This is a genomic window from Bernardetia sp. Wsw4-3y2 (genome assembly GCF_037126295.1).
Classification (GTDB): domain Bacteria; phylum Bacteroidota; class Bacteroidia; order Cytophagales; family Bernardetiaceae; genus Bernardetia.
On sequence record NZ_CP147017.1, the window covers coordinates 219,544 to 234,306 of the forward strand.

Consider the following 14,763-nt stretch of genomic DNA (forward strand, 5'->3'; position numbering starts at 1 on the left):
TAAAAGCAAAGATTACCTAATTTGAGGATTATATTCTAATTTATTCTAGCAAAGACTTACAAAATTAACGTATTTTCAAAATCAACCATTCCAAAAAAATACCTATTTTTGTGTTTATATATAGACATTTGATTTTAACACAATAAACATATAATTAAAATGGCTCAAGATTCTTCTATTTCAACAGACTTAAAACGTGTTGCTTTGCACGATGTGCATACAGCTTTAGGTGCAAAACTGATTCCTTTTGCTGGTTATGAAATGCCTGTTTGGTATGCTTCTCAAACTACTGAACACCATGCTGTTCGTGAAAAAGTAGGTATGTTTGATGTTTCGCATATGGGCGAGTTTTCTGTAAAAGGTGAAGAAGCTGAGGCTTTTTTACAATATGTAACTTCAAATGATGTGGCTACACTTTATGATGGAAGAGTTCAGTATTCTTGTTTTCCGAATGATAAAGGTGGAATTGTAGATGATTTATTAGTTTATAAGATGGCAGAAAATGATTATTTTTTGGTTGTCAATGCATCTAATATCGAAAAAGATTGGAACTGGCTTATGAAACACAAGCCTGAAAGTGTAGAAATGACAAATATTTCAGATAACATTAGTCTTTTTGCTGTTCAGGGTGCAGTGGCTATTGATGCGCTTCAACCTCTTACAAAAGCTAACTTAAAAGAAATTCCGTATTATCATTTTGTAAAAGATACTTTTGCAGGTGTGCCAAATGTAATTATTTCAAATACAGGTTATACAGGTGCAGGAGGTTTCGAAATTTATGTTAGCAATGAAAATGCTGTTGCCGTTTGGAATGCTATTTTGGAAAGTGGAGCAGCACACGGAATTATTCCTGTTGGATTGGCAGCAAGAGATACACTTCGTTTGGAAATGGGCTTTTGTTTGTATGGAAACGATATAAATGATACTACTTCGCCTTTAGAAGCTGGACTTGGTTGGATAACCAAATTCAATAAAAAGTTTATCAACAGTGAAGCCTTAGAGCTTCAAAAGAAAGAAGGAGTTACTAAAAAACTGGTAGGTTTTGAAGTTTTGGATAAAGGAATTGCAAGACAACATCATAAAATTTTTAATACAGAAGAAGGAGGAAATCAGATTGGAGAAGTTACTTCTGGAACAAAATCACCTTCACTGGGTAAGTCTATCGGAATGGCATATCTCCAAAAAGATTTTACAAAAGCAGGAAGTGAAATTTTTGTAGAAGTAAGAGAAGGAAAAAGAATGAAAGCTGAGGTAAAAAAGTTTCCTTTTTTACAGAAGTAAACGATTATTTTGTAGCTGAGTAAGATGGCTTTATCGAAAAATATGTTTTTTACTATACTATAATCCGACTTATAGGGTTATTGGTATAAATTCTGACTATTTTAGTTTAGAGTAAGAATACTTATTCTTCAAAAAATGCTATCTTATTCAATACTATTTATTTGAAACTATCTTGAATTTAATAAATCAATTAGTTTCTCAATTCTACCAAACGGCTATGCGAAAAAAATATATATATTCTTCTTTTAATCCTCTTGTACATAGTATAGGCTGTTTTCTGATTTTGCTATTTTGTGCTTTCCATACACACGCTGATAGTTATGCACAAGAAGTGAGTATTCAGGCACAAGCCACTTCTCCACAGACAGTTATTTTGCGATGGCAATTAAAATCGGCTGCTGAAACAGTTCCTGTTTCTTATTTTGAAGTAGAAAGAAGTATTGATGGACGTAATTTTACAACTATCGAAACTATTCAGAGCAACGATATAGAATATTATTCTTTTGTAGATAAAAAAGCATTTGCTTCTCGTCTGCATTATCGCTTAAAAATTCTTAATACGGCTGGCAAAACTACTTATTCTGATATTATGCCTGTTGATGTAATTCTTACACTGGCTTCTAATCAATTTGTGCCTTCTACAGTAGAAACTTCATATATCAAAATTCATTTGCCAAGTACAGATTTGCATGCAACAGTTCAGATTTACGATGCTGATGGAGTTCTATATTTTTCGGTAGAAGCTGATAAATCACCTCTGATTATTGATATCAATGGTTGGCAGAATGGAGAATATTTTGTTCATTTTCGTTCAGCACAACGTACAGAAGTTAATAAAATGCTTGTAGAAAGATAAAACTAAATAATTTTAAATAATTCTTGTAGATACGCTAGTCTTTTTGTACTTTTGCCCTTCATTATTTTAAAATATTTGTAAAGCGATTTAGGAATAATGCTTATAGCATAAAAATATAATTTTTGAAATTTGTCAAAATTTATAATTAGCTCTACTGATTTTAAATTCTGATTCTAATTTCTAATATTCTTAAATTATTTAAATCTATACCATTATGAAACGTACTTTTCAACCTTCGCAACGTAAGCGTAAAAACAAACATGGTTTTCGTTCACGTACAGAAACTCCAGGAGGACGTAATGTAATTCGTGCTAGACGTGCAAAAGGACGTCATAAACTTACTGTTTCTGACGAACGTACACACAAATAAGAATTACTCTAACTACTCTAGTGTTTCTACTACTTTGATAAACTAAAGTTAAACCAAAGTGAAGATAAATTAGGACTTGTTAATACTATAAATTTTATAATTTATCTTATTTGCAAGTCTTTTTTTTGTATTTCTATTTGCTTTTTTATATCCTAACTATCTTTAAGACCCTACTAATAGACATTTTTTGGGTACTACAAAAATAAAAACAGGGTTAAAACCCTGTCCAATTTATAATTCCGACTCTTTTTTTTAATTAACAGGGTTTTAATCCTGTTTATGCTTAGGATTTGGAGAAAATAATGCAATTCATTACAAACATTCCATTTCTAAAACCCAGTCTACCAAGTTTTCATAAATTCCTTGTACTGCAAAAACACCATTTCTACGTAGGCGAAGCTGTGGTGAGAGGTTAGGTTGAAGGTTTACTAGAAAAACACAAGGCGAAATACGATGCTTTTGTCGATATTCTTTTAGTAATTTAAAAGGAAAAGGAGGTTGTTTTTCTGTCCATTTACTCAAAAGAATAATTCTTGAATAGGCTTCTTTATCTTGAATAAGTCGACGAAGAGCCACCGACAGGTTTCCTTTTTCAGAAGTAGCATAATTCATCATAGCATCTTGCAAACGGTGTTGAAATGCTGCTGTATCTTTCTGATTTTGAGTGTAATAAGTGTTTAAAGCATCTTCACTCAATATTTTTAGATGAATCAAATCGGACGAGCTAACCGAATTTCTACTAGAATTTTGAAAAATAAAAGCACTCAGCCAACTTGCTTTTTCTAATGATTGGGCTTCTGTTGTCAGAGCTTCGTCCAAAATTATCAGTGTCTTTGAAAACCTTTTATTATCCTTCTTATTATTGAGCCTTGAAATATTTTGAATAGTATGAGGCAAAATTTCTTTTAATAATCCTTTCTGAATATCATTTGCTTTTGTAAGGTCTGGATAAAGCGTTAAGAAATCCTCTTCAAAAGGTTTGCGTTCGAAAATACGTTCTACTTTTCCTCTAATTTCTTTAAAAAAAGGAATCATTTCTCGTTCTTCTTGTGCTGTTTGTTGGTAAATAGAAGCAAGTTGTTTTCGTGCCTTTGAAAGTGTATTTTCTATATCTTCTTTTGTTACCTGAATGATATTTTGAATAGTTTTTCGTGCATCTTCTAACTGATTTCTCAATTCATTTCTTAGCACAGATAATTCTTCTTTTTGGTTTGCTTTCGTTTTATCCCAATAGGTTTGACGCACTTTATTCTCATAAATTGATTGAAAATCTTCTAAGCTAACTCCTTTTTTCACCTTTTGCTTCTGTTTTTTACTCAAATTCTTTTCGATTACTTCCCCCAATAAATTAGAAGAGTTATCATTTTCTGAATCTGAGTTATTTTCTAAATGTTCTTTTTGTTGCTTTTGAGCCTGATTTAGTTGTTTTGTCAAATGCTCGCTTACTCCTTTAGCTACTTCAAACATTTCCTGTAAAGCTGCCTGCATAGGTGGACGTGCTTGTTCCAAATAAAGCTCTTGAATATCTTTAAAGGCTGCAATTCTGCCACGAATTCTGTGCAAAATTGTATCTTCTAATTCTTCTAAATGAATAGCAATTTCTTTCAAAACATCTTGTATTTCTTCTGGGGAATAAAAATAAAGGCGTTTGATTTGTTCTATCTTTTCAGAATAAAAAACGTCTGCTAGTTCTCCAAAAAAGCCTACTTTACGACGTAAATTTTTGAGTGCTTGTCGTTCAATTTTTCTCCATCCTTCTTGCTGAACCAAAGAGGGAGGAAGTTCACTCAAATAATTTTCTTCAAAAGTAGAAAGTAAATTTTCAATCTGTATGCTTCTTTGCATAATTTGCGCCATCTGTTTAGGTGCTTGTTGCAAATCAGGTTTATTGATTTGAGTAAAAAATAGGCGTTGTTGTTCGTCTAACTCATGAAAAATAAGCATTAGGCGATGATAGCCACCAAAAAAAAGCTCACCTTCCCACTTTTTGAAAATGCGTTTTGAAGCTACTTGCAAACGATGAAGTTCTTCTTCTTGTTCGGCAACAATACTTTCTACAAATTCTTGTGTATGCAAAATTCTGTGTACTCGTTTTACATATGCTTTATGAATTTGATTATAACTTTCAAGAATCTGAAATGGCGAAAGTTTGTTAGCTAATTCTATGTTTTCACTTTCTTCTTGTGTAGTTTGGTTTAATTTATTTTGTAGCTTTTCTAAAGCTACTTTTACAGTTTTAGGCGAATTTTTAAAAATTAGAGGCAATTCTTCTAAAATTTCTTGGCTAGAAAGTCTATCATTCACAACAAAATCTTTCCAAAGCTGACTTTGTTTATTTCGTTTTTCTTGATATGAACCTTTTTCTAAATGTGCTTTTGTAAGTTCTTGTTTCCATTTTTTTACAGGAATTTTTGCTTTAAAATTTTTCTTCAAAAAAGCTGCATTAATTTCCTGATGTAATCTAGGGCGACAGATATTCAGACAGTCAGCCAAAAGCATTTTCTTATGTGGAAAGTCTTTAAAAAAAATAGTAAAGTCTTTTTTTGGTTTATTTTCTAGACAAAAACGAATCGATTTTTTGAGAGCGTTTGGAAATGGTTTTTCAAAAGATTCTGTATAAAACTCAAAGAAAAAAGTTACATCTTGAAGAGTCTGTAAAACTTCTATAAAAAAATCTTTTTGTCCTTCTTCATTTTTCTGAAAATAAGCTATCATTGCCATTATTCTTAAGACTACTTCATCAAAACCATTCAGTTTTGCATATAACAAAACATCTCGCATAGAATAAGGCGAAATATAAGAAGAAAAGTAAACCCATTTTTCTCTACCGAAGTTAGTTTTTTTGTTTTTATATTCGTTCAGAAGATTGCTCGTAATACGGTTTTGAGTTTCATTTTGTCCATAATGAAGCGTTAGAATATCTTGAAAAAAACGTTTTTGATAAGGCGAAAATGAAGAAATAATAGATTCTATAATTTTTGAAGAATAAGTAGAAGAAATATTTTTTTTGCATTTTCAAAAGTACAATTATTTTTATTAAACTGGAATATTTTATACAAGTAAACAAGGTTTTCTTATAAAAACTATTAGGTCTTTTATTATGCTTTAAACCTTTGTTCTCAAGTTATGGTTGTTGGTGTCGCTAAAACACCAACCACAGCATTTTCTGCAAAAAAACAAAACCCACGATTTTAATTGTGGGAAAATATTTTTTGCTCTTCCAACTTTTTAGCGAAACATTGTGTGTTCAGTTTAGCTTCGCTGAGAACAGTGTACCCCTCAGCGAAGCTAAAACAAACGCACACCCTTTTATAATTTCGCTAAATTGTCGTAAGAGCCAAAAAATTTATAGTACACTGTATTTAAGAATAGAGAAATAACTTTTGTTTTTTCATAATATAGAGCTTATAAATAACACTTTGTAAAAAGAAGTATTTTTTACCTTTGTGAATGTCTTACTAACTACCTAAAACTATTTCTCAAATTCTTTTATCAAGTAAATTCTGTAATAATAGTTGTGTAGTTTTAGATTTTGATTTGATAAAACTCTTTTTTTATCTAATTTTAAAAAATTAACACCAAACACAATACACTAAAGCATTCTTTACCTTTCCTATTACACAATTAGCATTTATTATTTTACTGTATTCTTACTAGTAGCTGATAACTGTTTACTGATAACTGATATATGCAAAACGAAAACATAAAAAAACTAGACCGTATTCTAGTGGCTAATCGTGGAGAAATTGCGATTCGTATTCTTCGTGCAGCTTCTGAACTAAATATCCGAACAGTAGCAATTTATACCTATGAAGATAGATATTCTTTACACCGTTATAAAGCTGACGAAGCCTACCAAATTGGAGCAGAAGACGATCCTTTGAAACCCTATTTGGACATTGAAGAAATTATTGCACTTGCAAAAGCAAAAAAAATTGATGCCATTCACCCCGGATATGGCTTTTTATCTGAAAATGTAAATTTTGCACAGCGTTGTCGTGAAGAAGGGATTATTTTTGTAGGTCCTTTGCCAGAAGTTATGAATCAATTAGGCGATAAAGTAGCTGCAAAAGTAATTGCTCGTCGTGCGCTAGTTCCTGTAATTGAAGATAGCAAAGACCCTTTGAGTTCTGCCGAAGTAGCCGTTAAAGAAGCTACTAGAATTGGTTATCCTGTAATTATAAAAGCTGCTGGTGGTGGTGGTGGACGTGGAATGCGTGTTTGTCATGATGAACCTACTTTGGTAAAATCATTTAAAGAAGCAAAGAGTGAAGCAAAAAAAGCCTTTAATGATGATAGAATTTTCTTAGAAAAATATATCGATAACCCAAAGCACATCGAAGTACAGATAATGGCTGATAATTATGGAAGAACAGTTCATTTGTTTGAGCGTGATTGTTCTGTACAACGTCGTTTTCAAAAGGTAGTAGAAATTGCACCCAGTCCGACACTTTCTCAGCCTACAAAATATGCGCTTTATGATTATGCTTTATCAATTGCAAAAGAAGTAAAGTATAATAACGTTGGAACGGTTGAGTTTTTAGTAGATGCTGACGAAAATATCTATTTTATTGAGGTAAATCCAAGAGTTCAGGTAGAGCATACTATTACTGAAGAAGTTACAGGAATTGATATTGTTCGCACTCAAATTCTGATTGCTCAAGGTTATCCACTGACAGATAAGCGAATTTATATTCATAGTCAAGCCGATGTTCCTTGTAATGGTTTTGCTATTCAATGTCGTATCACAACCGAAGACCCAGCTAATAATTTCAAACCTGATTTTGGGTTAATTGTCGCTTACCGTTCTGCTGACGGTTATGGAATTCGTTTGGATGCAGGAAACTGTTATACAGGCGCACGAATTTCTCCATTTTTTGATCCAATGCTCATCAAAGTTTCTGCAAAAGGGCGAACTCTTTGGGGAGCTGCCGTTCGTTTGCATCGTGCTTTGAGAGAATTCAGAATTAGAGGTGTAAAGACAAATATTGATTTTCTTTTAAATGTAATTTCTCATCCAGAATTTCAAAAAGGAGAAGCCACAGTTAAGTTTATTGATAACTATCCAGAGCTTTTCGAAATGCCTCGTCGTTTTGATAGAGGAACAAAAATGCTCCGTTACATTGCCGAAACTACTGTAAATGGAAATGAGAGTGTAAAAAAATTAGACCCAACAAAAACATTCAGAACGCCAAAAATTCCAGATTTTGATAAAAAATATCAAGATAAATTTCCTAAAGGAACAAAAGATAAATTAAATAAATTAGGACGAGAAGAGTTTTGCAAATGGCTCAAAAAAGACAAAGCCATTCATTATACAGATACAACTTTAAGAGATGCTCATCAATCTCTTTTGGCTACTCGTGTTCGTCCCTACGATATGCTTGCTGTTACAGAAAGTTTTGCTAAAAACCATCCAGAAGTATTTTCTTTGGAAATGTGGGGAGGAGCTACTTTTGATGTTTCGATGCGTTTCTTGCACGAAGACCCTTGGGAAAGACTAAAAAACATCCGTAAAGCTGCACCAAATATTCTTTTACAGATGTTACTTCGTGGCTCAAATGCTGTGGGTTACAAAGCCTATCCTGATAATTTGGTCATAAAGTTTATTGAAGAAGCATCTGAAAATGGTATTGATATTTTCCGTGTTTTTGATTCCTTAAACTGGGTTGAAGCGATGAAAGTAAGTATCAAAACTATTCGAAAACACACTAATTCACTAGCAGAGGCTTGTATTTGTTATACTGGCGATATTATTACCAATCCACAAGGAAAGTATAATTTGCAGTATTATTTAGATTTGGCTAAAAAACTAGAAGATGAAGGAGCGCATATTTTGGCAATTAAAGATATGGCAGGACTTCTACGTCCGTATGCAGCCGAATTACTAATTTCCAAACTCAAAGAAACGGTTCATTTGCCTATCCATTTGCATACACATGATACTTCTTCTATTCAGTCTGCAACCTATTTGAAGGCGATTGAAGCAGGAGTTGATGTGGTCGATGTTGCTTTGGCTTCTATGTCTGGCTTAACTTCTCAGCCTTCTTTCAACTCTGTCGTGGCAGCTATGGAAGGACACGAGCGTGAGCAAAAAATATATTTACCAAAACTCAATTCTTTTTCAAACTATTGGGAAGATGTAAGAGAATATTACTATCCTTTTGAGTCAGATTTGAAGGCAGGAACAGCAGAGGTTTATGAACACGAAATACCAGGAGGACAATATTCTAATCTACGTCCACAAGCAGAATCGTTAGGTTTGGGAGACAAATTCCAAGAAATAAAGAAAAATTATGCTATTGCAAATGAGCTTTTTGGAGATTTAATTAAAGTAACTCCTAGTTCGAAAGTGGTTGGTGATTTTGCTTTGTTTATGACAGCAAATGGCTATACAAAAGCTGATATTTTGGAAAAAGGCGAAACAATGTCTTTTCCAGAATCGATAAAAGAAATGATGCGTGGAGATTTGGGGCAGCCACAAGGAGGTTTTCCAAAGAAAGTTCAGAAGATTATTCTCAAAAAAGAAAAACCTTTTACAGAACGTCCGAATGCTCATTTAGAGCCAATTGATTGGGAAAAGGAATGGAAATCATTTAAGAAAGAATTCAAAAATGCAAATGAGTTAGATTTGCTTTCTTATTTATTATATCCAAAAGTATTTACAGATTTTTATAACACAACTCAAGAATTTGGCGATGTTTCAATTCTGCCTACCAAAATTTTCTTTTATGGAATTCAGCCTAACGAAGAAATTATGGTCGATATTGCTGAAGGAAAAACACTAATTATCAAACTGCGTTCTATCAGTCAGCCTGACGAAGATGGAATGAAAACAGTTACTTTTGATATGAACGGACAAATTCGTCGTGTCAGAGTTTTGGATAAGAGTTTGAAAATAACAAAAATTTCTAATCAAAAAGCAAATGCAACCGAAGATGGAGAAGTGGGTTCGCCATTGCAAGGAAAAATAGCTGAAGTTTTGGTAAAAGAAGGCGACACTGTAAAAGCTGGAGATTCTCTTTTTGTGATTGAAGCCATGAAAATGGAAACTACTGTCAGTACACCAAAAGCAGGAAAAGTCAAAAAGATTGTTTTAGCTGGTGGCTCAATGGTAGAACAAGAGGATTTAGTGATTTTGGTGGAGTAAGGTTCTGGTGTAGACACCATAGCCGTCAAGCTATTGTTTATTCTACCATTATCAACGTCTTGTTATCTTCGATAACTGACGATTGCTAAGGTAAAATAAACAAAATCAGCACTTTTCTCCCTTAGCAATCGTATATTTTCGAAGAACTTTTAAGTCGGCGAAGCCAAAATGGACGTTAAAATAGAGTACAGTTTTCTTAACTTGACGGACATGACATGGTGTAGACACCAACTACAGCAAGCAAGATTATTTCACAATTATTTAAACCCTAGTTTTTCTATTTTTAGAGAATCTAGGGTTTATTTAAGTAATTATATGCTACAATCTTGTTAAGATGGATTTTTTATTTCAAAAAACATAATTTTATATTTCTGAGGCGTTTTATAGTTTCCCTAAGTATTTTTCAAAAACAGGAACTTCGTCGCTATTTATCTAATTGTGATAAGCAACTACTTATCAGTTTAATCTATAAAATCTGTGTTCCATTGCATTTTTAGTTTTAAAATTCCATTTTTTCTTCAATTTGATTCATAAATTCTACTTTTTCATCGACATGAAAAGCCAAAACTTCAAATTCTTTATTTATTCCATAGATACCATTTAGTTTTTCCTTTTCATGAAGACGAATTATAATATTGTGCTGTTCAAGATTTCCTAAAGGAGAAAGTTTTTGATATAATTTGATTTGATCCTTACTTTCTATTCCCTCTATTTCTAATAATTCTTCCAGTGATTTTTCAGAAACTTCTATTGATTTAATATTTTTTATTTCAATTTCGGTTTCACTCATTATGCCATAACGCAAGTAAAGTGTGTCATTTTCTATCAAAATTGGTCTTTTTGAAAACGATTTTGCAAAAGCAAGAAGTTGAAACCCTGTATAAATACTTAAAATAGTCAGAATCCAAGCTCCTAAAACGCTCCATTGAGTCAGCAATAAATGAATAGCAATCGTTTCAATAGCAATAATAAAAACTAAAGCTCCCAAAAGCCCAACTGTTCCACTGTTTTTGTGATAGGTAAATTCTTTTAGAGGATTTATTTTGATTTTTCTCCAGTTAATAACTGAATAATAAACAACTGCTATTTCTGTAGCCAATAAAGAAGCAGGTAGTTTTGGTAAAATTTCCTCACAACTGTTTCTCAAAACTGTAAAAAAGTCAAAAGAAATGTCAGTGGTATTTTTATCTAAGTCTACTTCATAATTTGCCTTCAAAGTTCTATATTTTTTAATGGCTCTGCTAACTTTCCAGATTACTACACTCAAAACACTTAGTTCAATCACAGGAAAAAAGTAGGTTTTGAAAAGTTGTAGATAAACTTGGTTTTCTTTTGGCAGGAAATATAATCCTAAAAAAAGACCTGCAATCATCAAAGTAATAGCTGTCAGATTAGAAATTTTAGTTTTTCGAATTGCCAAAAAATAAATAATCGGAATTGTCAAAACAAAATCAATACTGATAGCTAAAGTTAAATTATCTGATTGAGGGAGAAAATAAGGCGATTGAATAAAAAAAATAAGACTTCCTAAAAGAAGTACAGGGATAAAAAGTAACAGAAATTGCTTATTATTTTTCCAATTTTGAAGAATTGTAGCATTCATAATTTTGTCATTTAAAGTTTGTTTGTCAATAAAAACTCTTATAGTTTGAACGTAAACAATCCATTTAAAGATTAGATTATTTTTAATTTTTTCATAAAAAAACGATTACCAATTTAAAGATTGATAATCGTTTTTATAAAATATCTATACAAGAAAGATTTATTTTGTTTACTTATCTTCCCAGTTACCTACTGTAGAAACTTCATTTAGAGAGCCAAAACGTAAGAATTTTGTACGACGGTTTAGGCTTTCGTCAGAACGTTCTTTATTAACTGGAAAAGGATCAATTACTTCGATATAATCAGCCATAATATCTGTTTTTCCAGTAGGTTTTTTCTCTACAAACATCTTGAATTGCTTGTCACCTTTTCCTGGGATATATTCCATACTATCTAAGCTAAAAGTAGGTCTTCCATCTTCAAAAACACTATTAATTGCAGGTACTGTACCAAGTGTATCATAAATAGTACGAACACTATCACCTAAGTAATACGTTTCAAGAGTACGAATTTTGTCTTTTGGAATTACAATTTCTTTTTTACTGACGTTGTAAATGACACCTTCTTTCATAAATTTTTCTAAGTCATCCCAACTAGCAGCGTATCTTCCATAACGTAATTGATATGTTTTTTGAGCTTCACGAATGATTTTGAGGCGTTCGATGACCCGAGCTTCAGATTCTATAATAAGAGCTTCTTGTTCTATACTTGTTTTGATAGTATCTACAAGAGCATATCCAAGTACAGCAGCACAAAGCCAAAAGACAACAGTAAAAATGGTTCGTTTTTTCATGTTTTAAAAGAAAAGTAAATTTTGAAATTCAGTATATGACTGTAAATTTCGTTATTTTATTGATAAATCAAAATAATTTTAGTGTTTAAACCTATAAGGTTTGACAAACCTTATAGGTTTAGAATAGAATTAGCTAACATAAGTTACATCTTTGATAGCTTCAATAGTACGTTTCACATTTGGCAAAACAGCTTCGATAAGTGTAGGTGCATAACTCAAAGGAACGTCCATAGAATTTACTCTACGAATAGGAGCATCTAAATAATCAAAAGCGTGGCGTTGAACATTATAAGTAATATCAGTTGCAATAGAAGCTAATGGCCAAGCCTCTTCCACAATTACCAAACGATTTGTCTTTTTTACAGACTTAATAATAGCAGCATAATCAATCGGACGAACCGTTCTTAAATCTATTATCTCAACTGAAATCCCTTCTTTTTCCAATTCTTCGGCAGCTTGTTGAGCTACTTTCAAAATTTTGCCAAAAGAAACAACAGTTACATCTGTTCCTTCACGTTTTACATCAGCTACGCCCAAAGGAATCAAATATTCTTCTTCTGGAACTTCGCCTTTGTCGCCATACATCATCTCAGATTCCATAAAAATGACAGGGTCATTATCACGAATAGATGATTTGAGCAAACCTTTTGCATCATACGGATTAGCTGGAACAACTACTTTCAAACCAGGTGTATTGGCATACCAATTTTCAAAGTTTTGAGAGTGCTGTGCACCTAACTGACCTGCATTTCCTGTTGGCCCACGAAAAACAATCGGTGCGCCATACTGTCCTGCTGACATAGCTAGTGTTTTGGCTGCCGAGTTGATAACTTGGTCAATAGCAACTAATGAAAAATTAAAAGTCATAAATTCGATAATCGGACGTAAGCCGTTCATGGCTGCTCCAACGCCAATTCCTGCAAAGCCTAATTCAGCAATTGGTGTATCAATGATACGCTTTTCACCAAACTCTTCTAACATTCCTTGACTGACTTTATAAGCTCCATTGTATTCTGCTACTTCTTCTCCCATCAAAAAAACGCTTTTATCACGACGCATTTCTTCGTTCATGGCTTCACGTAAGGCTTCTCTAAATTGAATTACTCGCATAAATTTTTATAGTATGAGCTAATATCTTTTGAAAATATAGCTAGTGTGTATAGGTCTGTTTTGTTTTAAATTTCGTTTGTAATGGTAAATTTACAGAATATAGCCAAATAAGAAAATAAAATTTGTGTCTTTCTCAAAATCTTTCTCAATCTTTTGTAATCTATTGATAAAATCTTCAATAAATTTTATGAGAGCTTTTCTCTTGGATAATCCGTATTTTCAAAGAAAGTAACATTTTTTTGTAAAAAATAGAAATTAATTTTAATGTGAACTCGGGATTAGAAATAGTCTCTTTGTCTTCGGTGAGACACCAACAACGGCAAAGAATGATTGAATTTAGAATAGGTTGATTAAATTTAATTCAAAAATATCTCTATATTCTTTCACCCATTTAACTTAACTTGATTCAAATAGGTAAGATTTTTATACTCAACTAGAACATATCTATCTAAAATAAGGAGCTGAGCAAAATTATTTATATGTAAATGAAACCTATCTGAAATCTTAAAGGGGTCTTGGCAGTTTAAACTTACACTTTCTAATTATTTTCTTAGATATGTTTTATTTTGCTCAGTTACTTAATATTAAACCTTATCAAGTCATATTAAATCTACTTATGAAAAAACTGCCTTTCACCTTTCTATTGTTAATTATATGTGTCTATTCTTGTTTTGCTCAGACGGATTATAGTTTTGCTGATTTTATTGATGATGTTCCTTCAAATATAAAAAAAATTACTGCTTGGAATTCTGAAATTACAGAAAAAGGAGATACCATAACTTCAAAATCAGAATATTGGCAGTACGATAAAAACAAAAATCTACTTCTTTGGGCTAAGCCGCAGATGTATTGTCAAATAGAAAAAAAATATGATGAGCAAAATAGAATTATTAGTTTAGAAAAATACTGTGGTGAAAGTTCGGATAATGGAATTATAACTATTTCCTACCCATCTAAAAATACAATTATAGAAAAACATGGATTATCTGGCTATTCAGTATTAATAAAAAAACAATTTTCTTATAATTCAAAAGGAAAGTTGATACGAGAAGAAGTTTATGATTCCCTTTATGATGAAGTCTTTAATCCTTCTAGCAACAAATACGAAATATATCATTCTGTAACTGTCTATAAATATGACAAAAATGATAATTTGATTGAGAAAAATAGATTTGATTTGCCAAATCTTACCACAGCAGAAACCACAAAATATATGTACAACAAGTACAATCAAATTCTAAGAGAAGAAATAAATACTAAGCAAGATGATGGTAATTTTAACACTTCAATTACAAAATATAGCTATTATGGTTATTTGCATAAAGGAGAAACCAAACCAAAGATTTTTATAATTAATAATACATTAATTTCAGATTATTCCACCGAAACTAAGACAAAACAGTATATTTACCCTCAAAAAAATGTATTAGAAATAGAAATTACTCAAACAAACACACGTATAAATCCCACCAGCAAAGAAACTTATCAATTAATTTATAAAAACAATCAACTCATTCGCAAAAAATATTTTTCTATGCCCCAAAAAAACCAAGATAGAAAAGTAATGAGTTGGATAGATTATCAGTATATTTTTTATTAAA

General features: G+C 31.9%; 9 protein-coding genes. 5 read left to right on the forward strand and 4 right to left on the reverse strand.

Annotated elements, in window-relative coordinates; all coding sequences use genetic code 11:
* The first annotated feature begins 159 nt into the window (after positions 1 to 159).
* The 3 genes from gcvT (at position 160) to rpmH (ending at position 2,507) form a co-directional block, all read left to right on the forward strand.
* Positions 160 to 1,281: a glycine cleavage system aminomethyltransferase GcvT gene (gene gcvT / locus V9L05_RS00905; RefSeq protein ID WP_338814005.1), complete on the forward strand. Its 1,122-nt coding sequence runs from the start codon at positions 160 to 162 to the stop codon at positions 1,279 to 1,281.
* Positions 1,282 to 1,498: 217 nt separating this feature from the next.
* Complete coding sequence (locus tag V9L05_RS00910) at positions 1,499 to 2,137, forward strand: T9SS type A sorting domain-containing protein (RefSeq protein ID WP_338814006.1); 639 nt, start codon at positions 1,499 to 1,501, stop codon at positions 2,135 to 2,137.
* Positions 2,138 to 2,351: 214 nt separating this feature from the next.
* Positions 2,352 to 2,507 carry a 50S ribosomal protein L34 gene (gene rpmH, locus V9L05_RS00915; RefSeq protein WP_014799268.1) on the forward strand — a complete coding sequence of 52 codons (156 nt, stop codon included), beginning with the start codon at positions 2,352 to 2,354 and terminating at the stop codon, positions 2,505 to 2,507.
* Between the two features lie 312 nt (positions 2,508 to 2,819).
* On the opposite strand, the gene V9L05_RS00920 is transcribed toward rpmH, so the two are convergent.
* Positions 2,820 to 5,288, reverse strand: a complete 2,469-nt coding sequence (locus tag V9L05_RS00920) for a hypothetical protein (protein WP_338814007.1) — start codon at positions 5,286 to 5,288, stop codon at positions 2,820 to 2,822.
* 907 nt (positions 5,289 to 6,195) lie between these two features.
* Here V9L05_RS00920 and V9L05_RS00925 point away from each other — a divergent pair.
* Positions 6,196 to 9,657, forward strand: a complete 3,462-nt coding sequence (locus V9L05_RS00925) for a pyruvate carboxylase (RefSeq protein ID WP_338814008.1) — start codon at positions 6,196 to 6,198, stop codon at positions 9,655 to 9,657.
* A 499-nt stretch (positions 9,658 to 10,156) separates the two neighbouring features.
* Here V9L05_RS00925 and V9L05_RS00930 read toward each other — a convergent pair whose 3' ends face one another.
* From V9L05_RS00930 to V9L05_RS00940, 3 genes are all read right to left on the reverse strand, one after another.
* Positions 10,157 to 11,260, reverse strand: a complete 1,104-nt coding sequence (locus V9L05_RS00930) for a hypothetical protein (RefSeq protein ID WP_338814009.1) — start codon at positions 11,258 to 11,260, stop codon at positions 10,157 to 10,159.
* Positions 11,261 to 11,428: 168 nt separating this feature from the next.
* Entirely contained in the window at positions 11,429 to 12,052 is a 624-nt protein-coding gene (locus V9L05_RS00935) for a hypothetical protein (RefSeq protein WP_338791290.1), read from the reverse strand.
* A 129-nt stretch (positions 12,053 to 12,181) separates the two neighbouring features.
* Positions 12,182 to 13,162 carry a pyruvate dehydrogenase complex E1 component subunit beta gene (locus V9L05_RS00940; protein ID WP_338791289.1) on the reverse strand — a complete coding sequence of 327 codons (981 nt, stop codon included), beginning with the start codon at positions 13,160 to 13,162 and terminating at the stop codon, positions 12,182 to 12,184.
* A gap of 616 nt (positions 13,163 to 13,778) precedes the next feature.
* Here V9L05_RS00940 and V9L05_RS00945 point away from each other — a divergent pair.
* On the forward strand, positions 13,779 to 14,762 hold the full coding sequence (locus V9L05_RS00945) for a hypothetical protein (protein ID WP_338814010.1): 984 nt from the start codon (positions 13,779 to 13,781) through the stop codon (positions 14,760 to 14,762).
* The last annotated feature ends 1 nt before the right edge of the window (position 14,763 follow it).